The 19,960-nt window shown below is 70.5% G+C and carries 23 protein-coding genes and 1 pseudogene; 5 read left to right on the plus strand and 19 right to left on the minus strand.

Annotation, left to right across the window (positions count from 1 at the left end; all coding sequences use genetic code 11):
- Positions 1-105: 105 nt before the first annotated feature.
- The 14 genes and pseudogenes from AB4Z18_RS17565 to AB4Z18_RS17630 all read right to left on the minus strand — a co-directional run bounded on the left by AB4Z18_RS17565 (position 106) and on the right by AB4Z18_RS17630 (position 11,252).
- Complete coding sequence (locus AB4Z18_RS17565) at positions 106-612, minus strand: DUF6328 family protein (protein ID WP_441784054.1); 507 nt, start codon at positions 610-612, stop codon at positions 106-108.
- Complete coding sequence (locus tag AB4Z18_RS17570) at positions 609-1,088, minus strand: CinA family protein (RefSeq protein WP_441784055.1); 480 nt, start codon at positions 1,086-1,088, stop codon at positions 609-611. Before AB4Z18_RS17570 ends, AB4Z18_RS17565 begins: the two co-directional genes overlap by 4 nt.
- A 149-nt stretch (positions 1,089-1,237) precedes the next feature.
- Entirely contained in the window at positions 1,238-1,444 is a 207-nt protein-coding gene (locus AB4Z18_RS17575; protein ID WP_441784056.1) for a CDGSH iron-sulfur domain-containing protein, read from the minus strand.
- Positions 1,441-2,478 carry an iron-containing redox enzyme family protein gene (locus AB4Z18_RS17580; RefSeq protein ID WP_441784057.1) on the minus strand — a complete coding sequence of 346 codons (1,038 nt, stop codon included), beginning with the start codon at positions 2,476-2,478 and terminating at the stop codon, positions 1,441-1,443. The genes AB4Z18_RS17575 and AB4Z18_RS17580 overlap by 4 nt, the downstream gene beginning before the upstream one ends.
- A gap of 31 nt (positions 2,479-2,509) precedes the next feature.
- Positions 2,510-3,490 carry a glycosyltransferase gene (locus AB4Z18_RS17585; protein WP_441784058.1) on the minus strand — a complete coding sequence of 327 codons (981 nt, stop codon included), beginning with the start codon at positions 3,488-3,490 and terminating at the stop codon, positions 2,510-2,512.
- Complete coding sequence (locus AB4Z18_RS17590) at positions 3,487-4,746, minus strand: cytochrome P450 (protein WP_441784059.1); 1,260 nt, start codon at positions 4,744-4,746, stop codon at positions 3,487-3,489. The genes AB4Z18_RS17585 and AB4Z18_RS17590 overlap by 4 nt, the downstream gene beginning before the upstream one ends.
- Positions 4,747-4,755: 9 nt before the next feature.
- A complete protein-coding gene (locus AB4Z18_RS17595; protein ID WP_441784060.1) occupies positions 4,756-5,250 on the minus strand; it encodes a DUF4383 domain-containing protein in 495 nt (164 codons plus the stop codon).
- Between the two features lie 88 nt (positions 5,251-5,338).
- Positions 5,339-5,683: a PRC-barrel domain-containing protein gene (locus AB4Z18_RS17600; RefSeq protein WP_441784061.1), complete on the minus strand. Its 345-nt coding sequence runs from the start codon at positions 5,681-5,683 to the stop codon at positions 5,339-5,341.
- Positions 5,670-6,074: a hypothetical protein gene (locus AB4Z18_RS17605; protein ID WP_441784283.1), complete on the minus strand. Its 405-nt coding sequence runs from the start codon at positions 6,072-6,074 to the stop codon at positions 5,670-5,672. The genes AB4Z18_RS17600 and AB4Z18_RS17605 overlap by 14 nt, the downstream gene beginning before the upstream one ends.
- Positions 6,071-6,946, minus strand: a complete 876-nt coding sequence (locus AB4Z18_RS17610) for an NRAMP family divalent metal transporter (RefSeq protein WP_441784062.1) — start codon at positions 6,944-6,946, stop codon at positions 6,071-6,073. The genes AB4Z18_RS17605 and AB4Z18_RS17610 overlap by 4 nt, the downstream gene beginning before the upstream one ends.
- 70 nt (positions 6,947-7,016) lie before the next feature.
- Positions 7,017-7,313 (minus strand): annotated as a pseudogene (locus AB4Z18_RS17615) (divalent metal cation transporter); the annotation flags it as partial.
- Entirely contained in the window at positions 7,310-7,759 is a 450-nt protein-coding gene (locus tag AB4Z18_RS17620) for a hypothetical protein (protein WP_441784063.1), read from the minus strand. The gene AB4Z18_RS17620 and the pseudogene AB4Z18_RS17615, both read right to left, overlap by 4 nt.
- Before the next feature lie 61 nt (positions 7,760-7,820).
- Positions 7,821-8,126 (minus strand): hypothetical protein, encoded by a 306-nt coding sequence (locus AB4Z18_RS17625; RefSeq protein WP_441784064.1) that lies wholly within the window; start codon positions 8,124-8,126, stop codon positions 7,821-7,823.
- A gap of 156 nt (positions 8,127-8,282) precedes the next feature.
- Entirely contained in the window at positions 8,283-11,252 is a 2,970-nt protein-coding gene (locus AB4Z18_RS17630) for a PAS domain S-box protein (RefSeq protein ID WP_441784065.1), read from the minus strand.
- A gap of 40 nt (positions 11,253-11,292) precedes the next feature.
- Here AB4Z18_RS17630 and AB4Z18_RS17635 point away from each other — a divergent pair, with 40 nt between their 5' ends.
- Both AB4Z18_RS17635 and AB4Z18_RS17640 read left to right on the plus strand, forming a co-directional pair.
- Positions 11,293-11,547, plus strand: coding sequence for a hypothetical protein (locus tag AB4Z18_RS17635; protein ID WP_441784066.1), 255 nt, complete (start codon positions 11,293-11,295; stop codon positions 11,545-11,547).
- 16 nt (positions 11,548-11,563) lie between these two features.
- Positions 11,564-12,211 (plus strand): response regulator, encoded by a 648-nt coding sequence (locus tag AB4Z18_RS17640; protein ID WP_441784067.1) that lies wholly within the window; start codon positions 11,564-11,566, stop codon positions 12,209-12,211.
- 3 nt (positions 12,212-12,214) lie between these two features.
- Here AB4Z18_RS17640 and AB4Z18_RS17645 read toward each other — a convergent pair whose 3' ends face one another.
- Positions 12,215-12,433, minus strand: coding sequence for a hypothetical protein (locus AB4Z18_RS17645; protein ID WP_441784068.1), 219 nt, complete (start codon positions 12,431-12,433; stop codon positions 12,215-12,217).
- A 227-nt stretch (positions 12,434-12,660) separates the two neighbouring features.
- Between AB4Z18_RS17645 and AB4Z18_RS17650 the strand changes: the two genes are divergently transcribed.
- From AB4Z18_RS17650 to AB4Z18_RS17660, 3 genes are read left to right on the plus strand one after another with little or no spacing between them, the layout of a single operon-like run.
- Positions 12,661-13,878, plus strand: coding sequence for an EfeM/EfeO family lipoprotein (locus AB4Z18_RS17650; RefSeq protein ID WP_441784069.1), 1,218 nt, complete (start codon positions 12,661-12,663; stop codon positions 13,876-13,878).
- A complete protein-coding gene (gene efeB / locus AB4Z18_RS17655) occupies positions 13,875-15,110 on the plus strand; it encodes an iron uptake transporter deferrochelatase/peroxidase subunit (RefSeq protein WP_441784070.1) in 1,236 nt (411 codons plus the stop codon). Before AB4Z18_RS17650 ends, efeB begins: the two co-directional genes overlap by 4 nt.
- 59 nt (positions 15,111-15,169) lie before the next feature.
- The gene (locus AB4Z18_RS17660) at positions 15,170-16,858 is read left to right on the plus strand and encodes a phospholipase C (RefSeq protein ID WP_441784071.1); all 1,689 of its coding nucleotides are present in this window, start codon (positions 15,170-15,172) and stop codon (positions 16,856-16,858) included.
- Positions 16,859-16,936: 78 nt separating this feature from the next.
- On the opposite strand, the gene AB4Z18_RS17665 is transcribed toward AB4Z18_RS17660, so the two are convergent.
- The 4 genes from AB4Z18_RS17665 to AB4Z18_RS17680 form a co-directional block, all read right to left on the minus strand.
- Complete coding sequence (locus AB4Z18_RS17665; RefSeq protein WP_441784072.1) at positions 16,937-17,788, minus strand: SDR family oxidoreductase; 852 nt, start codon at positions 17,786-17,788, stop codon at positions 16,937-16,939.
- Position 17,789: 1 nt separating this feature from the next.
- Positions 17,790-18,155 carry a VOC family protein gene (locus AB4Z18_RS17670; protein ID WP_441784073.1) on the minus strand — a complete coding sequence of 122 codons (366 nt, stop codon included), beginning with the start codon at positions 18,153-18,155 and terminating at the stop codon, positions 17,790-17,792.
- A 44-nt stretch (positions 18,156-18,199) separates the two neighbouring features.
- Positions 18,200-19,414 carry an alpha/beta hydrolase family protein gene (locus AB4Z18_RS17675; protein ID WP_441784074.1) on the minus strand — a complete coding sequence of 405 codons (1,215 nt, stop codon included), beginning with the start codon at positions 19,412-19,414 and terminating at the stop codon, positions 18,200-18,202.
- An 81-nt stretch (positions 19,415-19,495) separates the two neighbouring features.
- On the minus strand, positions 19,496-19,900 hold the full coding sequence (locus tag AB4Z18_RS17680) for an NUDIX hydrolase (protein ID WP_441784075.1): 405 nt from the start codon (positions 19,898-19,900) through the stop codon (positions 19,496-19,498).
- Between the last annotated feature and the right edge of the window lie 60 nt (positions 19,901-19,960).

The following is a 19,960-nucleotide window of genomic DNA, read 5'->3' on the forward strand; positions in this document are numbered from 1 at the left end:
TCGCGTGCAGCCATGTCCTGAGTAAAGGGCATAGCTACACCGAAGAGCCGCAGACTCCTGAAAACAGGACGGCGGGGTGGGTCCTGTATTCAGGACTTTGGCCCGTCACTGGACTCCCGCGTGCCTCCGCCGCTGCGCCCGGATCACCAACGGCAGCACCACCCAGATCACCAGCAGCAGCACGAAGACGCAGCCCGCCGCGATCAGCCCCGCGGTCGGGGTGAGCAGGAAGTCCACGATGAACAGCACGATGCCCGTGAACAGCAGGGATGCCGCCGCCAGGCACAGGATCAGGATCTTGCTGCCGAGCCCCACCAGTTCGGTTTTCGCCCGCTGCCGGAACAGCAGCCGGTGCAGGGCGACGGGCGCCAGCGCCAGCAGGGTGGTGATGACCGCGAGGAAGACGAGGACCAGGTAGACGCCGAGGTCGAACGGCGACAACTGGGTGAAGCGCTGCTGGAAGGGCAGCGTCAGCAGGAACGCCGCGAGGATCTGCGTGCCGGTCTGGAAGACGCGGAACTCCTGCAACAGCTCGTTCCAGTTGCGGTCGGCGCGCTGCTCCCTGGTCTCGTTGCGGCCGTCGCCGGGGGCGGCATCCTCGCCGTCGCTCACCGTCGGGCCTCCTCCAGGTCTGCGGCGAGCGCGCGGAGGGCCGCATCCACGGTGCCCTTCACGACGTCCTCCGGGTCGCCGTCCAGGTGGAGCTCCTCCACGTGCACAGCGTCGGGCATGCCGTGCGCGAGGAACACGGTGCCCGCATCCTTGCCCTCCTGCGGTCCGGGTCCGCCCGCGCCCGTCACGGCGGCCACCACGTCCGCCGACAGCAGCCGCCCCACACCCGACGCCATCTGCTCGGCGCACTCCGCCGTGATGACGGGTCCGGGCGTCACTCCGAGCACGTCGAACTTGACGTGCTCGGAGTACGCAACGACTCCGCCCGCGAACCAGTCGCCGGCCTGAGGGGAAGCACCCAGCGCCGAGGCGATCGCGCCGCTGGTCAGCGACTCGGCGACCGCGATGGTCATGCCGGCGGACGACGCGAGGTCGGCGATGCGTTCACCGAGATCGGTGATGTTCTCCGTCGTCATGCATGAACCCTAACCGGCGTCGCTGTCGCCCTCGTCGCCTTCCGCCTGCGAAGGCTTGTCGATGATCTGCTGCTCCGCCTTGGTGTCGTCGTCGTGACGGTCGTCTTCGGTGTTCCGCTGGTCGGACATTTTCACTCCTTCTCGTTCGGTCAGGTGTCGGTGCGGAAGTGCACCGACTTGTGGCTGCCGTCGCAGAACGGCTTGATCGTCGACACCCCGCACCGGCACAGCGCGACCGTACGCCGGCGCTGCTCGATCGGGGTCCCGTCGGGGGTCGTCAGGTCGATGTGGCCGCGGACGAGCAGGGGCCCGTCCGGGCAGGCGACGATGACCGGCTCCTCGTCGTGCCCACTCATGCGGGCACCGCCACCGGCTGGCGGAGCGAACTCCGGCCCGCCTCGAAGCTCTCCAGCATGTGCTGGGCGGCGAGGCCGTCGACGTAGAGGCAGGCGGCGGCGCCAAAGACGATGTCAGGCAGCAGTTCGGGATGCTGCTCCGCCAGCCCCCCGGCCAGGTCGCGGCCGGCGATCTGCTCGTGCACCGCATCCGCCTCGACGTGCTCGTCGTAGTACCAGGTGACGTCGTCGTCGTGGCCCAGTCGCCGGAACCCGTTGCCGTAGAAGCGGTTCGGGATGGACGAGGTCATCTCGAACGCCGCCAGGTGACCGGTGATGGCGCCGCGCAGCGACCGGTTGAGCCCGAACATCGACATCATCGTGAACGACGCGAGGGTGATCGCGGGCACGTTGTCGATGTAGGCGCCGTAGGCGTCATCGAGCCCGAGGTTGCGCATGGTCCGGCCGAAGATCTCCGCGTGGATGCGCTCGGGCCGGCCGCCGCCGTACTCGTCCGCCTGCACCTCCACCAGCGCGGCCTTCGCACGCCCGGTGAGTCGCGGGATGGCCCACGAGTGCGGGTCGGCCTCTTTGCGCGTGTAGATGGAGCGCTGGATGACGAACTCCACCGCCTGCTCCTCGGTCGCCTTCTTGGCGAGGTAGCGGGAGAGGCTGGGGCCGCCGTCCTCGGACGTGAGGTCGAACAGGTACGCCGCGACAGCGTCCGCGTTCGGCTCGGGGAGGTCGCCGACCGGGACGCGTGCCCGCAGCTGGCGCTCGAACTCGCGCTCGATGGTGCGGCGGACGCGCAGCAGCTCGGGGTTCCACTCCCATTCGTCGTCGGCGTCGACGGTGCCGCCGTAGTGGAGCCCGTAGAGCAGCAGCAGGGTGAGCTGGAGGTCGTCATCGGTGAGAAGGTCCGGCTGCGCGTCGAGCGCGGCGCCGGCGTTGTCGGAGAATCGGACGACGTCGTCCGAAGCGGCGGAGGGTGCGGTTCGCAGCGCGTCGAGCAGCGCCTCGCTCACCGGCCCCCGCGGGGTGATGCGTGGTGTCATACCTCGAGAGAACCGGCGGGAGGGCCGCCGGTCAAGTGGTTGCCCCCGCGCGGCTTGCGTGCTCTGCACGGCGGCGGCGCAGCTCGCGGAGGGGGGTCGCCGCCCGTCGTAAGCGGCCATCGGAGTACCGGACACCACCGCGGAGCCGGGATGCGAGCGCCAGCCACACGCAGACGGCGCGCTCCGCGAGCCACAGCGGCGCCCACAGCGCCGCGGTCGCCGCGAAGAGGCGTCGACCGCCCGCCCGCCGCCGTCCGAACTCCGCCAGCGCGACCACCACGGCGATGCCCGCCAGCAACCGGCGTGGCCGGCGCACGGAGAGCAGCACGAGCGGCAGCACGGCCAGTTCGGTCAGCAGGCGCGCCGGCTGGGCGAAGTCGTCGTACGCCTGCCGCACGCGCTGCCGCAGGAAGTGGCGCACCTCCGGCGGCCGGCGCACCACGCCGATCCGGTCGGCCGCCACGACCCGGCCGCCCGCGGCCCGCACGGTGCGGATGAGCTCCAGGTTCTCGAACAGGACGTCGCCGTCGTACCCACCCGCGTCGATGACGATCCGCCGCCGCAGGGCGAGCGTGCCAGGGTAGTCGTGCCCGAGCGCGCGATTGAGGAGGGTGCGTCCCGTGTCCCAGCGCGCATGCCAGGGCGCCGGGACGAACACGTTCTGCGGGCGGACGAGGTCGGCGGTGTCGAGCATCCCGACCACCGCACGGAGCGCCCCCTCGTCGTAGCGCACGTCGTCGTCGGCGATCACGACGCGATCGTGACGCGCCCCGCGAAGCCCGGTCATCACGCCCGCGACCTTGCCGTTGTGCCCGGGCCACGGGTCGACGGGGAGATGCCGGACGCCGGCCGGAATCGCACGCGCATGAGCGGCGAACCGCTCCGGCGACGAGCCGTCGACGACCGTCACGTCGATGAGGTCGCGCAGGTCCGTCAGGTAGGCGACCAGCTCGTCGAGCCCGGCGTCGTCCGTCCACCGAAGCGGGAGGACGTATTCGGCGTCGACCGTCACGCGGCGGCCCGCTGGGTCTCGCGGAGGCCTTTCACGACGAACCCGCTCTCCGGTCGGGCCGGGAAGGTGCGCAGGCTGACCCGCAGGTCCTGCTCCGGGACCTCGTACTGCAGCTCGCGGGTGAGCATCCGGATGCCCTCCTCGAGCAGGTCGATCGTTACCGGCTCGCCCGGGCAGCGGTGGTCCGCGTGCATGCCGCCGCCGCCCTGCGGGATGAGGGTGTTCGGCTCCACGATCAGGCCGTCGAAGCGCTGGGGCAGGAAGCGGTCCGGCTGCTCCCAGATCGCCGGATCGTGGGTTGTGCCGTACAGGTCGAGCAGCACCCAGTCGCCGGTGCGAACCCGCTCGCCCTGCCACTCCAGGTCGCGCGTCGCGCGGCCGCCGATGACGGGAAAGAACGGGTAGAACCGCCGCACCTCCTGGGCGAACCAGCGCACCCCGATGTCGTCGCCCGCCGCGAGGTCGTCACGCCAGCCGGGGTGCCGGTGCAGTGCGAGAGCGGCGAAGGTGAGGTACCGGCCGATCGCGACGGTCGGACGCAGCAGGTTCAGGAGTTCGACTGCTGCGACCTCCGGCGGAAGCGGCGCCTCTTCCGCTGACCCCGACCGTCCGGACTCGTCCGGCTCCGTGTACGCAGCCACCACGGCGAGCGCGGAACCGTCCGGCGCCGCAGGCGTCGCCCTCTCCTGTACGACCGTCTCGGCGAGCATCCGCTCGGCCGCGGACCGCCTCCACCGGACAGCCCAGTTCCCGGGGCCCACCATGCCCGCCGCCTCCACCATCTGCGCGAGCACTCCGCTGCGTCGCAGGTCGGCGGAGACCGACTCAGGGAGCCCTGCCCAGGCGGTGACGGCGCGCGTGAGGACGTCGTGGAAGAGGTCCAGCATCACGACCTCTGCGCCGCCGCTGTCGGCCACCGCTCGCCGCAACTCCTCGCGGAAGCGGTCCACCAGCGCCTCGCCCGACGGCCCGCTCAGCAGGCCGATGAACAGCTCCTTGCGCCGGCGATGCGCATCCCCTTCGAGCGATTGGACGCTTCCCACGTCCTGCAGCACCTTCAGCACGGAACGGGGCATCGCACCCGCACGTGAGAACCGGCCGCCCTCGTAGAAGAAGCGCGCCGAGTCCGCCCCGCGCATCACCAGCACCGGGCGGCCGAGGAGGCGCGTGCGGAACCGGTCGCTGCCCGCGGCGCGGAAGCCGCGCGTCCCGAAAAGGTAGCCGTCGCGCACGAACCTGAGGCTGCTGTCGCCCATCCGCTCGCCTCAGACCCTGGTGGCTGGCCGGTCGACGCCCGCGCCGCGCGGGCTCAGGAAGACGCCGAGGGCGATCATCGCCACCGCGAGGAACAGGTGCAGCCAGTTGTCTGCGCTGTTCACCGGGACGAAGTTCGCCGGGTGGTCGCCGCTGAAGAACAACCCGTACGCCCAGATCACCGCGTACACCACGCCGCCGATGACCAGGTAGTTGCGCGACCCCATCCGCGATCGCGCGAACGCGATCCCGGCGACGCCGTAGAGAAGGTGGACGAGGTTGTGCAGGACCGAGACCTGGAAGACGCCCAGGAGCAGCGCCATGGAATCGTGCCCCGCAAACGACATGTCGCCGTAGTCGGTGGTCAGCCCGGGGATGAAGCCCGCGAGACCGACCACGAGGAACACGATCCCCGCGATCAGCGCGGCCTTCTGGACGGCGGTGCCTGCGTAGCGACGGTCGTCGCGGTCGGCGAAGGCCCGGTCGGAAGGATCAGCGGTGGTCATGATGACTCCTTTCGTCACTGGATCAGGCAACCATCGACCGGCTGTCGGCATGAGCCCTTGACATCCGCGGTCTCAGCCATCGCCGGTCTCAGTCGCCCGGACCCTTCAGCCGCGGCGAGTAGAGCGTCGCGTCAGGGCGCAGCCGCACGACATCGTCCCCGATCGACGCCAGATCCGGCCACAGCACCAGGACGGAGCCGCGTTCGCGCCAGCGGAGGAACCGCGCGACCAGTGCCGGCGCGTTCACCCCGCTCCGCTCGTACCCCGCGAACGAGCTGTGCGAGTGCGGGCTGACGACCAACCCGTACAGCCGGGCTGCCACGAGCAGGCCGTCCGGCGGTCCGTCGAGGGCGAGGCGCGCATCCACCACCTCGCCGACGCGTTCGCCCTCCGCCGTGAGCACGGTGTTGCCGAGCAGGTCACTCAGGATCATGGCGGCCTCCCGGGATGTGTCCGATCACGTGATCGCGCATCCACCTCTCCGTCCAGCTGGCGTCGAGTGAGTCGGCCGCCACACCGACCGTGACGACGATCTCGACGTCGGAGACGACCTTCCAGGGGATGCGGATGAAGCGGGAGTCCGGCAGGCGGCCGCCGAACACGCGGGTCAGCAGGATGGGCCCAGTGAGAAGCGCCGTGACGATCGGCGGGTGCTCGGCGTCGAGGCGTGCGAGGTCCTCCGGCGTGGACAGCTCCAGGTCGTCGACCGTGCTGACCGGCACGCCGTCCGGGTCGAGGATCTGCCGGTCGAGGAGGTCGAGCCCGGGGTCGAGGACGCGGCCGGCCACCGGCGGCGGCGAGGGAAGGTCGCGCTGTTTCGTCATGCTCCGGCTCCCGTTACGATCATCAGAGGAATGGCAGCGATCGACGCCACCAGGATGATGCCCAGATAGATCAGCCCGAAGAAGTTCGTCACCCTGCCGTTCACCTTGTCCCCCATGTATTTGGGGTCGTTGGCGACGATGAGGATGGGCAGGTAGGTCAGCGGCAGCGCGATCGCCGAGAAGACGACCGAGAACTCGGTCACCTGAACGGGATCCACCCCGGTGAAGAGGATGCCCAGGGCGACCACCAGCGACAGGATCATCGCCACGTGGAACCGGGATGCCGACGCCGGCCGCCGGAACTTGCCCCACGGCCAGCCGAAGAACTGCGCCAGCGTGTACCCGCTCGACAGGGTCACCTCGAGCGCTGCGCCGAACGTCGCGGCGACGAAGCCGAGGATGGCGACGATGAGCCCGATCTTGCCCAGCGCCTGGGCGACCGGCAGCGCTGTCTCGAACAGCGAATCCACCGCGATCCCCTTCGGCAGCAGGACGACGGCGGCGCACGCCGCGATCGACAGCGACAACAGGGCGCCGAGCGGGAAGCCGACCAGCACGTTGACCCGGGACTGCGCGAGGTCTTTCGTCTTCCACTTCTCCTCGATCGCCCCGGAGGAGAAGAAGAACACCTCGTACGGGGTCATCGCGGCGCCGAACAGGGCGACCGCGTAGTACCAGTAGGTCGCCGGCGACTCGTCGGTGTGCGGGGAGGGCTGGAGCAGCATCTGGGAACCGAGCGACGCCCAGTCGGGGTGGAGCGCGAAGAGCGCGACGGCGAACACCACCAGGGCGAGGCCCAGCAGCCCGGTGACGTTCTCGAGGATCGAGAACTTCACCCGCCAGACGACGATCCAGACTGCGACCGCCGCCACAGGGAACCACAGGGAACCACAGGGCGGGCGAGATGCTGGAGGCGAGCTGCAGCGAGAGCGCGATGCCTCCGACCTCCGCGGCCAGGGTCAGGAGGTTGATCAGGAAGGAGGCGGACAGGTTGGCGAGGGCCATCCGTGCGCCCAGCCGTTCGCGGATGATCTCGAACGTCGCGCGTCCGCTTACCGCGGCCACGCGCCCGGACATCTGAGCGAAAATGCAGATTCCGATGACGCCCACCAGGAGCACCCAGCTGAGCGTCATCCCGAATCGCGAACCCACCACACTGCTGGTGACGAGGTCGCCGATGTCGACGAAACCGCCGATGGCCGTGAGGACGCCGAGCGCGACGGCGAAGAGCGCCTTCATCCCTGCTCCAGCCGCTTGGATGCCGTGTCGAGCTCTTTCGCCAGACGATCGAGTTCGCGCCGCTGCCGGTCGAGAACGGTCCCCGAATCGCGTCCGGCCGCGACCGCCCGTTGAGCGGACGCGACGGCATCCTGGGCGGCGCGGATGTCGCGGAGCACGATGTCGCGGCGGGCGCCGATCCCGCCGATCGCGGTCATGGTCGCGACGGTCTGCGCTTCCTGGCCCAGACGGTCGGCGGAATCGGAGAGGCCGGTGTCGAGGACCGTCGGCAGGAGGTGGTCGTCTTCATCGAGGCCGAGAACGAGCCCGGCGGCGCGCGCGGCGGAGGCCGCGGTACCGGCCGACTGGGACAGGCTGCCGCGCGCTGCGCTGTCCGCTGAACAGCCGGAGAGGGCGCCGATCACGATCAGCGCCGACACCCCGGCAACGAGATGTCGATGGATCACGCCCAGGACTGTACGCCCGCTGTGCAGCGGTGCCAGGATCCCTGCGTGCCTCCTCGACGGCTCACATGTCGGGCGGGGTCCTCACGGGTTCGTCCTGGCGGAAGCCCGCCGTCGCCTCTTCGTAGGTGGTGTGCCGTCGGGCGGGGTGAGAGTCCGCGGGCGGGGGCACTTCCGCCTTGCTGAGCGCGTGAAGGACGAGTTGTTCGACGAGGGTGGCGGCGGTCGTGTCCCGCGAGCGGGCGATCCGGACCAGGGCCGCGAATTCGCGCTCCCCGAGGCGGATCGTGAGGGGCATCCCGGCCGGGGCGCGGCCCGGCCCGTGAACGGACGCCGGCTCCGTCAGTTCGACAGCGTGAGATTCCTTCATGTCTGAAGCTTCGCACAGGAGAGCGCTCTCCGCGCTACTTTTTTGTTCGCGCAACGTACAACCGTCGTCGCGGGATGTTGCACCACCGCCGTCACGCGCCGAAGATCGATTCGTCGCGTGCTCGACGTCGCCTCGTCCCCCCGGTCCATGGCGGCGTCACCGCGACACCTCGTCGGTGGGATCCCGGTCTTCGGGTGGCCGGGATCCCGCCGTGAGGAGGGCCACTCCGTCCAGGAGCCGCTGCCGGACATCCTCTGAAGGCACCGCGTCCGCGCCGAAGGACAGCGCCATCGCCGACGACGCGGCCGCACCGACGATGCGGTGGATGCGCGGGTCGCGCGCACGGTCTCCGAGCGCGAGCTGCGACGCCTCGGCCGCGGCCGCGAGCAGTCGCTGCAGCCGATCCCGCTCGGCGTCGGACGGAGCACCGGCCGCCAGCGCCTCCGCCGCCTCCCGAAGCGCCGGCTCCAGCAGCGAGTGGAGCACCTCATCCGTTCGAGGGGCCGCTCCGCTGTCGCCGCGCTGCTCCAAGGCCGTGTCGAGGGTCGAGAGCAGAGTCGCCGGGGTGAACGGCTTGGCAAGGAAGTGCGCTCCGTCGCGTTCGATCGCGGCTCTCGCCGCCGGGCCGGGCAGTAGCCCGCTCATCAGCACGACCGCCGCCTGCGGCTGCTCCTCGGCAACGCGCCGGGCGATCACATCGCCGGACACCCCGGGCATCATGATGTCGGTCAGCACCGCGTCGAACCGCCGGCCCGCAGCGATCAGCTCCAGCGCCTCCCTGCCCTGCGCCACCTCGGTGACGAACCCGTGGTGGTCGAGCGTCTGTCGCACCAGCTCGCCGATCGCGGCCTCGTCGTCCACCACCAGGATGCGTCGGCCGTCGCCCGGCCGTGGCGCGGTCCCGTCGACGACGGCCGGAGCCTCGAACCCGAGCCTCGCGACCGGCAACGCGAATCCGATCGTCGTCCCTTCGCCCGGCGAGGTGTCCACCTCAAGCTCTCCCCCGTGCGCCGTGACGATCGCGGCGGACGTCGGCAGCCCCAGCCCGGTCCCGGTCTCTTTCGTGGTGAAGAAGGGCTCCAGGATGCGCGCGCGCGTCGCGTCATCCATCCCCGACCCGGTGTCCGTCACCTCCAGCCGGACCGTGTCGTCGCGAACTGCGGCTCGGAGGGTCAGCACTCCGCCGTCAGGCATCGCGTCGCGGGCGTTCGTGATCAGGTTGACGAGCACCTGGAACAGTTCGGTCCCGTCGCCCAGGACCGGCGGCATCCCTTCGGGCGCCTCCAATCGGAACTCGATATGTCTGGGCAGCGTCTCGTGGCAGAACCGCTCGAGTTCCCAGAGCAGCCCGGTCAGGTCGACGAGCTCCTTCCGCCCCTCCGTGCCCCGGGCGAACGAGAGCACCTGACGGATCATCGCGGCGCCCCGCTGGGCCGCAGCATCCAGAGCGTCGAGTGTGTCGCGGCGACGGGCGTCCTCCTCCTCCCGGCGAAGCAACTGCACCGACATGAGGATGGGCGTCATCACGTTGTTGAGGTCGTGCGCGATCCCCCCGGCCAGGGTGCCGAGGCTCTCCAGGCGCTGCGCCCGGATGCGCTGCTCCTCCTGCCTGCGGTGCTCCGTGATGTCCGAGTTCACGGCGAAGACGGTCACCTCACCGTCCTCGCTGCGGGACAACTGCCACCGGCAGTCCGCGAGGAGGACCGACCCGTCGACCCGCCGCTGCCGCAGCTCGCCCACCCAGAAGCCGTCGCGCAGCAGCGCCTCGGTCGCCCGGTCGAACTCCGTCGGGTCCTCGTACAGCAGGTCGCGCACGGACCGGCCGACGGCGTCCGCCGCCGAGATGCCGTAGATGGTCTCCGCGCCACGGTTCCAGTAGCGGATGACACCGGAGAGGTCGCGGACGAGGATCGCGTCGCGCGCGGCGTCCAGCAGAGCGGCCTGCGACGCGACGCGGCGCGTGTACTGCTCCAACTTGCGCCGCGCCTCCTGATCTTCCGTGACATCGCGCACGATGATCGCGATGCCCTCCTCGGTGGGATGCGCATCCACCTCGAACCACGAACCCCATTCCGGCGAGAAGGCACGCGCGCTCCCGGCCGTCCCCCGCTCCATGGCGTCGCGGTAGATCTTCTCGAACGGACTGCCGAGCGCCGTCGGGAACAGCTCCCACATCGTGCGGTCGCGCAGCCGCGACTCGTCCAGCCCCACCAGTTGCAGGGCCCAGGAGTTCGCGAACGTCAGCCGCCAGGAGCGGTCGACGAAGCCGATCGCATCGTGCACCTGGTCGAGCGAACTGCGCAGCAGCCGGGCCATCGCGCGCTGCTCCTCGCGGTGCTGCACCAGCGCGCTGACGTCGTGAAAGGCACCGTTGATGCGCACGATGTCGCCGTTCTCGTTGCGCTCCGGCTCGCCGACGAGGTGCGCGTGCAGCAGCCGACCGGACGCATCCACGATCGTCGCGTGGAGATCGAGCGGCTCGCCGTAGTTCACCGTCCGCTGGAACGCGGCCCGCACGGCGCGCCGGTCCTCCGGCTGGAAGAGCGCCAGCGCCTCCGCGTCGACGGGCACGCGGCCCGGCTCCATCCCGAGCAGGCGGAAGAGGCCCTCGCTCCAGACGATCTCGCCCGTGGCCACGTCCACGACCCAGCCGGCGAACCCGGCGATGCGCGCCGCCATCCGCACCAGGGCCTCGTTGCCGGCCGCCGCCGCGGCCGACCGCTCGACGTCACCGATGTCCCGTGCGATGGCCAGCACGGCGGCCACTTCGTCGTCGCTGCCGCGCAACGGGATGATCGTCACATCCAGCGAACGCGTCTGTCCCTCCCGCGTGATGATGCGCGTCACGTACCGCCGGTTGTCGCCTGTGAGCGCCTCACCGAAACGGGCCAGCGTGTAGTCGATGTAGGCCGGATGCAGCAGCCGCGAGAACGTCATCCCCGTCAGCTCCTCGACCGGGTATCCGGTCAGCGCGGCGAGCGCGCTGTTGCACTCGACGAAGGTGCCGGAGACGTCGACCACGCAGACGCCGTCCGGATGACCGTGGAACAGGGCGTCCAGTCCGTTGAGGCGCAGGGCCTCCTCGGGGCTCGTCAGCGACGGGCGCGGACCGGTCGGGTGGGGCATGGGAGGGATTGTAGGCGGAGATCGGCCTACACTGACCGCCATGGGCACGGAAACCCCGGACCTGGGCCTCGTCATCGCCGACGAGGGCCCGCTCATCGGGACCGCACTGACCGCAGGCGACGCCGATCGGGGCCCGGTCGCGCCCCCGGAGGCCCGCCTCCGACGTTCGCTGAGCGAAAACGGTGAGTCGGTCCGCCCCCGGAGCGACGACTCCGCCCAGCCGATACTGGGGAGGAGCGGTGCTCCGGCCCGGCCGGAGACGCTCGTGGCGTCCAGCTCCGGGACGGTGACATAGGGCAGGAGCCAAAACGATGACCGACGCTTCCACGCGAGCCCGGACCCTGCGCGCCGTGGTGGCCGACGACGACGTCTTCACGGCATCCATGGTGGCTTCCGCCCTGCGCTCGACGGGCATTGAGGCGACGCAGGCCGTCAGCGCCGCCGAGGCGTGGGACGCCATCGTCGAGATCGAACCCAACGCGATCGTCACGGACCTCGACTTCGGCGGGGGTGACTCCGGGGCCGAGCTGCTGTGGCGCGTCCACCGGGAGCTGCCCTGGGTCGGGCTCGTGGTGCTCACCTCGCACCTCTCGCCGGAGCTTGCCGTCGGCGACGACACCCTCCCGCCTTCCGTCGTGTACCTGGTGAAGTCGCAGGTGAAGGATGTGGACGTACTCGTCGCGGCCGTCGACGCCGCGATCGTCGGCGGCGAGCACCAGGCTGCCGAGCCCGACGGTGACGTCCGCACGGTCACCCGGGCGCAAGCCGAGGTGCTGAGACTGGTCGCTTCCGGCGCATCCACTCGCCGCATCGCAGCCGAGCGCGGAACCAGCGTGCGCGCGGTCGAGACCATGCTGGCCCGGCTGTACACGGCACTGGGCGTGGATGCGGACGAGCAGGCGAACCCGCGGGTCACCGCCGCGCGGATGTGGCAGCAGGGCCGCGTGCGGATCCGCTGAGCGTCAGCGGCCGGCGAGCCGCCGCAGAATCCGCCGCAGGGCGCTCTCGTAGGGAGAGGCGACCACTTCCTCGCTCTCCGCGAGGGCATTCTCGGCGAAGCCGGAGAACCCGCAGTCCTCGCAGACGAGCAGGTCGCGGTGCACGGCGAGGCCCGCACCGTAGTAGGGGTTGGCGATGAGACGCGCGGCGCCTCGGCACTGCGGACACGTCGATTCGCGCATCCATCCCCCTTTCCCTCGGTCCCATCATGCGCTTGTTAGGCCAGATGCCTAGGGAGCCCTATTCGTCTCCCGAACGCGCGTGCACGGCCGCTGTCCCCCGTTCGAGGGCGCCCAGGTGACGACGCCGTGAACACCGCGTGAAGCCACCTCCACGGCTTCGCGGGCGCTTCTAGGATCGCTGACGCCGGTCGTCGCCGGCATCCGACCCCCACTGGAGCCATCCGCCGATGTCGACTCGCGCCCGCCTGACCGCGCTCTTCGCGGCACTGGGTGCGCTCGTCGTGATCGCCGCGGTCCTCACCATCGTGCTGCGGCCTATGGCGGTCTCGGCGGCGGCACCTTCAGCCTTCGAGGTGACGGCGGGGCTGGACGACTGCGGTCGAGGGTGGGGCGGCGACGCGACCCCGAGTACCGGCGGTGCCACCGGCGGATCCGGTGCGGCACACGTCGCCGGCGGCGACCAGACCTTCACCGTGACGAACACCACAGTGGGCGGCATGGAGGTGTACCTCCAGGCCGTGGACAGCAAGCGTGTGTACCTCGACCTGGAGAGCCTCGGCGCCGGAGCCCACGCCGCCGCCCGGATCACCCTCGGAGCGGGCCGCTACCGATTCGTCTGCCTGGCCGCTGACACCGATCCGGTGCGTGGTCCCACCGTCGCGGTGGGTACGGCCCCACCCGGTTCTCGGCTCACCCCTGGCGTCGTCCCCGTCACACGGACCGACCTCATCCCGGTCGCGAAGGCGTACACGGGATGGGTGTCCTCCCGTCTGCCCGCGCTCCGAGCGCAGGTCGCCGCTGTCGCGGCCGACGCCGAGGAGGGCGACTTACCGGCGGCAAAACAGGACTGGCTGACCGCCCACGTCACCTATGAGACACTCGGCGCGGCGTACGACGCCTTCGGGGAGCTCGGCGATCAGCTCGACGGGTTGCCGCACCGCGGGCTGACCGGCTTCCATCTGGTCGAGTCGCAGCTCTGGCAGGGAGCGCCGGCGCCGACTGTGGCCGCGTCCGCTCGAGATCTCGGGTCGCTCGTCGATCGCCTCCAGGCACAGTTCGCCGACGCGCAGCTGGACCCGGGCGACGTCGCACTCCGTGCCCACGAGATCGTGGAAGACGCCATCCAGGACACCCTGACCGGCGCGACCGACGCCGGGTCCGGAACGTCCCTGGCGACCGTGGACGCTCAGCTGACCGGGGCCGGCGAAGCACTCGCCCCACTGGGAACCGTGCTCGCCGGACGATACGACCGCCTCGGTGACACCCAGCAGGCGCTCGCAGACGCGCGGGCACTCGTCGAGTCGTACCGCTCGGCCGACGGTAGGTGGACGCCGCTCGACGCCCTCGATCGCGCGTCCCGCGAGCGAGTGGATGCGGCCCTCAGCCAGGCGGCGGAACTACTGGCTCCCGTCGCCGCCATCTGCGACCCCCGGAGGGACTCATGACCGCGATCGGGCGACGGCGCTTCCTTCAGGCGACCGCCACGACCGCTGCCGGTGCGGCCGCCGCCAGCGCCCTGTCGGCGGCGCGTCCCGCATCCGCGACGACGACGGCGAGCGGTATCCCGGGCCACGCCGCCGCCGTCCCGTTCCACGGCTCGCACCAGCACGGCATCCTCACCCCGCCGCAGCGTGAATCGTCTTTCGTCGCGCTGGACGTCACCGCGACGACCAGGGCCGAGCTCGCCGATCTGCTGAGGACCGTCACCGAACGCGCCCGCTTCCTGACGACGGGAGGCACGCCACCCGATCCGGGAATCACCGCTCCGCCCCGCGATTCCGGCGTGCTCGGGCCGACGGTCGTCCCCGACTCCCTCACCGTCACCCTGTCGGCGGGCGCATCCCTCTTCGACGAGCGGTTCGGCCTCGCCGGCGTGAAGCCCGCCCGGCTGCGGACGATGGACGATTTCCCCGACGACGCACTGCGGCGCGAGGTCTGCGACGGCGACCTGCTGCTGCAGGTGTGCGCCGCCGACCGGGACGCCGTCACGCACGCCGTCCGCGAGATCGCGAGGGCGACGCGCGGGGCCATGCAGGTGCGCTGGCGCCAGGACGGCTTCGTCTCGCCACCCCGGCCGAGCGGCACACCCCGCAACCTGATGGGCTTCAAGGACGGCACCAGCAACCCGGACACCGGCGACGCGACCGAGATGTCGCGCCTGGTGTGGGCGAAAGTCGGCGGCCACGAGCCTGCGTGGGTGGCCGGAGGCAGCTACCACGTCGTCCGCGTCATCCGGATGCTCGTGGAGTTCTGGGACCGAGTCAACCTCCACGAACAGGAGAACATGATCGGTCGCCGCCGGGATACCGGAGCCCCGCTCACCGCATCCGCCGAGTTCGACGACCCGCACTTCGAGAACGATCCCACCGGTGACGTCGTCCAGCTGGACGCGCACATCCGGCTGGCCAATCCGCGCACCCACGACACCGACGGTCAGCGGATGCTGCGCCGCGCCTACAACTACGACGGCGGCCTCGACGCCAACGGCAACCTCGACATGGGCCTCATCTTCGTGGCCTTCAACCAGGACCTCGACCGGCAGTTCGTCGCCGTGCAGAAACGCCTCGCCGGCGAACCGCTCACCGACTACATCCAGCCCTTCGGCGGCGGCTACTACTTCGCCCTCCCGGGGGCACGCGACTCCTCCGACTGGCTCGGGCGCACGATGCTCGCCTGACCAGCGGAGGCCACCCGTCACGACCGTGCCGGGCACATGAAAAACAGGAAGAAGGAATCGTGTTCAGACCCTCACGTCTGCGCCGCTCCCCGATCGCCCTCGCGGGTGTCGCGCTCGCCGGCGCGGCTGCTCTCGCGGGCGCCGGAATCCTCGCGGGTGCGCCCGCGGTCGCCTCACCCGGCGGTTCGCACGCCGACCACTCCAATCAGACCCTCACCCCGATCAAGCACCTCGTCGTCATCTTCGACGAGAACGTCTCGTTCGACCACTACTTCGGCACCTACCCGAAGGCGGCGAACACCGACGGCACCACGTTCACCGCGGCCGCAAACACGCCCCGTGCGAACACCCTTACCTCGTCCGGCACACTGACGAACAACCCCAACCTGTACGCACCGAAGCGTCTCAGCTCCGCCCAGGCGGTGACCTGTGACCAGAACCACAGCTACGCCGCGGAACAGGCCGCCGTCGACGGCGGCAAGATGGACCAGTTCGTCCAGAAGACCGAGACCGACACGTGTACGGGCGCCTACGGCGCTCCGGGACTCGTCATGGACTACTACGACGGCAACACCGTCACCGGCCTGTGGAACTACGCGCAGAACTACGCCATGAGCGACAACAGCTGGGACACGGTCTTCGGCCCGTCCACGCCCGGCGCACTGAACCTCATCTCCGGCCAGACGCATGGCGGCACCGCGTACGACCCCAAGACCGGAGCCGTGCTCACCACCTCCACGGCAGTCCAGTCTGCGAACGCCCAGGGCGTCGGCACCGTGATCGGTGACCCCGACCCGGCCTACGACGACTGCTCCGACAACGACCACACGGCGTCCTCCGCCGTCGTCGGAATGTCCGGCCGGAACATCGGCGACCTGCTCAACGCGCGCGGCGTGACCTGGGGATGGTTCCAGGGCGGTTTCACGCCGACCACCGCCTGGAACGGGCAGGCCGGCTCGTACGCCAAGTGCGACGCCGTCACGGCCAACATCGCGGGCGCGACGCCGAAGGACTACTCGCCGCACCACTCGCCGTTCCAGTACTACAAGTCGACCTCGAACCCGCACCACCTGCCGCCGACCTCGGTGAAGGCGGTCGGGCACACGGACCAGGCGAACCACCAGTACGACCTCACCTCGTTCGACGCCGCGCTCAAGGGCGACAACCTGCCTGCCGTCTCGTTCCTGAAGGCGCCGGAGGCGCAGGACGGGCACGCCGGCTACTCCGACCCGCTGGATGAGCAGAAGTTCCTCGTGAACGAGATCAACGCCATCCAGAAGTCGGACAGCTGGTCGAGCACGGCGGTCGTCGTCGCGTACGACGACTCGGACGGCTGGTACGACCACGTCGCTCCGAAGATCGCCAACGGTTCGAACGACCCCGCGGTCGACTCGACCGTGTGCACGAGCGTGAAGCACGCGGCAGGCGGCTACGCCGACCGCTGCGGCCCCAGCCAGCGCCTCCCGCTGCTGGTCATCTCGCCCTGGGCCGCGCAGAACCGCGTCGACCACACCCCGGTCGAGCAGACAAGCGTGCTGCGCTTCATCGAGAACAACTGGCTGACCGGCCGCATCGGCGACGCCTCCTTCGACAGCCGCGCCGGATCGCTCGGCGGGATGTTCGACTGGTGGCACCCGCAGCAGCGCAAGGTGCTGCTCGACCCGGCGACCGGTGCCGTCAGCTCCGTCGTCTCGACGAAGCCGCACTGGCCGACGCCGCCGCGCGGCGGCTGGTCGACGCAGCCGTAACGTCACCGCGAGGGGCGGTCCGCAGCGTGCGGGCCGCCCTTCGTCGTGTCAGCGGTCGTCGGATCAGCGTTGCTCGGGCTAGCCGTGATCGCGCAGCAGCTCGTCGAGCGAGAGCGGACGCCGGCCCGTGATGCGCTCGACGTCATCGCTGAGGCCGGCGAGCTCGCCTGCCGCGATCGCCGTGTAGGTCGACACCCAGGCGTCGACCTGCCAGTCGGGGGCGTTCCACTTCGCACGCGACTCGTACGCCTCCGGGATGGTCTCATCGTGGAACGAGACCGGCCTGCGGGTGTGTGCGCTCAGTTTCTCTGCCACCTCGGCGAGGGTGAGCTCCTCCGGGCCGGTCAGGTCGTACGTCACATCGATGTGGGCGTCCGGATGCTGCAGCACCTCGGCCGCCACACGCGCGACATCGGCTCGCGCGACCATCGCCGCCCGGCCATCGCCCGCCGGACCGCGGATGACGCCGTCTTCACCCACCAGCTGCTCGGCGAAGTCGAGGTACAGGTTGTCACGGAGGAAGGTGAACCGCATACCGGACGAGCGGATGCGCTGCTCGGTCGCGTAGTGGTCGCGCGCCAGCGTGAACGCCGCATCCGGCGCCGCCCCGAAGAACGACGTGTAGACGATGTGCTGCACGTCCGCCTCCGCGGCGGCCTCCACGAAGGCGAGGTGCTGGCTCAGCCGCTCCGCGTTCTCCGCCGCCGACACCATGAGAAGAGTCTCGACTCCGTCGAGTGCCGCGAGCGCCGCATCCCTGTCGCCGTAGGACGCCGCGACCACCGAGGAGCCGGGGTAGCGCGGCGCACGCTCGGGCGAGCGCGCGAGCATGCGGAACGGCACCCCTGCGTCGGCAAGGGCGTCCGCCGTCATCCGGCCGATCGCGCCGGTGACACCGGTGAGGGCGAGTGCGGGCTCTGCGTCGGTCACGTCAGCCCCAGCACAGGCAGAAGGGGTGACCCGACGGGTCCTCGTAGACCTGGAAGCCCCCGGCGGCATCCACATCGTCGGCCGGTCGGAGCAAGGTCGCACCGACGCCGACGGCGTGCTCGTGGGCCTCGCGGATGTCGTCGACGTAGAGGTCGAGGTGCAGCTGCTGCTGGGCGCCGTCCGGCCAGTCCGGGCGCTCGTGATTCGGCGCGAGCTGGAACCCGAGTCGTGGCTCCCCGTCGACGTAGACGGAACGCCAGTCGTCCTCGTCGCCGCGCACCTCGCCTCCCATCAGTGCCGCCCAGAAGGACGACTCGCGCTCCAGGTCAGGAGTATCGAACACGACGATCTGGCGTCTGATCTGCATGACAGAATCCAACCCCACACCACCGACACCGGCAAGAGCCGCGGTCAGCGACTGAGGCGCTCGTCCAGCCAGTCGAACATCCGCTGCTCGGTCAGGGCCCGTGCCAGCGGCTGGACGTGGAAGTCGGCGCCCTCCGCCTCGGTGAAATGCACCAGCGTCGACGCGGAGGGGGTCAGGGCCGCCAGCTGCTCCGATTGGCCCGGCCAGAACTGCTCGTGCTCCGGGTCGGTGATCAGCAGCGGGGTGGTGATCTGTCCCGCGACATCCTTCACCGTGTACTGCAGCACCGCGCGCATCGTGTCGGCGTAGCCGGTCGTGCCGTACGGTCGCGCGCGGAAGCGCCAGGTGTTGGCAAGGTCGTGCGAGAACTTCATCCCGAGCTGCATGTCGCGGTCGAACTTCTCGTCCTGACCTTCGTCGAGGAGTTTGCGCATGTTCGCCGGGAGGTGCTCGGTCCACGAGGTCGACACATCCACGACGCCCGGGTCGGCGATCGCGGCGGCGAACCGGTGCTCGAAGGCGAGGGCGCGCGGCACCCAGTACCCCGCCTGGCTGATGCCGTAGAGGGCGACGCGCTCCTCATCCACATCCGGCTGGGCGAGGGCGAAGTCGAGCACAGGGGTGAGCACCGCCTCCCAGTCGGGGCGGAACGGCACGTTCCGCTCGAACAGCATCGACTGCTGGCCCGGCCCGTCGAAGACCAGCGCGTCGTAGCCCCGCCGCAGGGCGCCGGAAACCGCGGACGACCACAGCCCGGTGAGCGCACCGTCGCTCCCGTTGGCGACGATGAGCAGCGGACGGGAGCCAACCGAGTCACCGGGTGCGCGGAACAGGTAACCGGGCAGGGTGGTGTCTTCGTAGGGGATGTCGACCCGCGCGATCTCCAGGTCGACCAGGTCCACCCAACGATCCCAAGCGGCGCGGTGCTTGCGGAACGTCGGCAGCAGCTCATCCTCCGAGGCCAGCGACGCCACCGCGTTGACCGCCGTCGCGTAGTACGACGCGGCGCGCAGGTAGGCGCTCGCCGCACTCACCCGGTGGCGTGCCTCGGCCGAGGCATCGGCTTGAGCCAGGATGCGGTCGCCGAGGCTGAGCCACGCGCGGAACCACCCGTCGTGGTCCTTCTCGCCGATGCCGTGGACGGCGGCCAGCACCTCCCCGATGTCGGCGGCGCCGCTGAACGCCTGGCCGATGGTGGTGCGGATTTCGAAGTCGAAGTCGGGATCGCCGGAGAATCGGAACTCGTGGGAACGCGCCATGGCCTCAGCCTGGCCGTTGACGGCGGGCGTCCGCCAGCCCTCGTGCGGGGTAGGCGACGCACTCCGTTGCTCAGCCGCTCGTCAGTCGATGAGGTCCAGCTCGACCAGCCGCCGCAGCACCTCGACGCCGGCCGGCGGGCAGCGATCCGCATCCCCGCTCGTCGTCCAGTGGATGGCGCCCACCTCGTTCGACGCGACCGGCTCGTCGTCGGTCCACGCCCGGAACACGCGCATGTGCACCTGCCGGCCGTCGGGCTCGCCGTGCGCCTGGGTGCGCACTTCGAAGAGTTCCTCCAGGTCGTCGGGCGAGAGACGGAGCGACACCTCTTCGAAGGCCTCGCGGGCGGCGGCCTGCGCACTGGTCTCCCCCGAATCCACCTTGCCGCCCGGCATGTAGTACACGTCGCGGTCGCGTGCCGTCACCATGAGCACGGTGCGGTCGCGCACGAGGGCGACGGCGGAGACGATCAGGGGAGCGGGGATCACCCGTCCACGCTAGCGGGAGCGTCGCCGCCCGGCGGCCTGTCACGGCGCCCGTTCCCGCGC

This window comes from Leifsonia sp. 2TAF2, from assembly GCF_052115085.1.
In the GTDB taxonomy this organism is placed as follows: domain Bacteria; phylum Actinomycetota; class Actinomycetes; order Actinomycetales; family Microbacteriaceae; genus Leifsonia.

Excerpts from the sequence above, each read along its gene's own strand:
- AB4Z18_RS17570 (WP_441784055.1), bottom strand. The coding sequence starts at position 1,088 with ATGACGACGGAGAACATCACCGATCTCGGTGAACGCATCGCCGACCTC.
- AB4Z18_RS17575 (WP_441784056.1), bottom strand. The coding sequence starts at position 1,444 with ATGAGTGGGCACGACGAGGAGCCGGTCATCGTCGCCTGCCCGGACGGG.
- AB4Z18_RS17580 (WP_441784057.1), bottom strand. The coding sequence starts at position 2,478 with ATGACACCACGCATCACCCCGCGGGGGCCGGTGAGCGAGGCGCTGCTC.
- AB4Z18_RS17590 (WP_441784059.1), bottom strand. The coding sequence starts at position 4,746 with ATGGGCGACAGCAGCCTCAGGTTCGTGCGCGACGGCTACCTTTTCGGG.
- AB4Z18_RS17595 (WP_441784060.1), bottom strand. The coding sequence starts at position 5,250 with ATGACCACCGCTGATCCTTCCGACCGGGCCTTCGCCGACCGCGACGAC.
- AB4Z18_RS17600 (WP_441784061.1), bottom strand. The coding sequence starts at position 5,683 with ATGATCCTGAGTGACCTGCTCGGCAACACCGTGCTCACGGCGGAGGGC.
- AB4Z18_RS17605 (WP_441784283.1), bottom strand. The coding sequence starts at position 6,074 with ATGACGAAACAGCGCGACCTTCCCTCGCCGCCGCCGGTGGCCGGCCGC.
- AB4Z18_RS17625 (WP_441784064.1), bottom strand. The coding sequence starts at position 8,126 with ATGAAGGAATCTCACGCTGTCGAACTGACGGAGCCGGCGTCCGTTCAC.
- AB4Z18_RS17630 (WP_441784065.1), bottom strand. The coding sequence starts at position 11,252 with ATGCCCCACCCGACCGGTCCGCGCCCGTCGCTGACGAGCCCCGAGGAG.
- AB4Z18_RS17635 (WP_441784066.1), top strand. The coding sequence starts at position 11,293 with ATGGGCACGGAAACCCCGGACCTGGGCCTCGTCATCGCCGACGAGGGC.
- AB4Z18_RS17640 (WP_441784067.1), top strand. The coding sequence starts at position 11,564 with ATGACCGACGCTTCCACGCGAGCCCGGACCCTGCGCGCCGTGGTGGCC.
- AB4Z18_RS17645 (WP_441784068.1), bottom strand. The coding sequence starts at position 12,433 with ATGCGCGAATCGACGTGTCCGCAGTGCCGAGGCGCCGCGCGTCTCATC.
- AB4Z18_RS17650 (WP_441784069.1), top strand. The coding sequence starts at position 12,661 with ATGTCGACTCGCGCCCGCCTGACCGCGCTCTTCGCGGCACTGGGTGCG.
- efeB (WP_441784070.1), top strand. The coding sequence starts at position 13,875 with ATGACCGCGATCGGGCGACGGCGCTTCCTTCAGGCGACCGCCACGACC.
- AB4Z18_RS17670 (WP_441784073.1), bottom strand. The coding sequence starts at position 18,155 with ATGCAGATCAGACGCCAGATCGTCGTGTTCGATACTCCTGACCTGGAG.
- AB4Z18_RS17675 (WP_441784074.1), bottom strand. The coding sequence starts at position 19,414 with ATGGCGCGTTCCCACGAGTTCCGATTCTCCGGCGATCCCGACTTCGAC.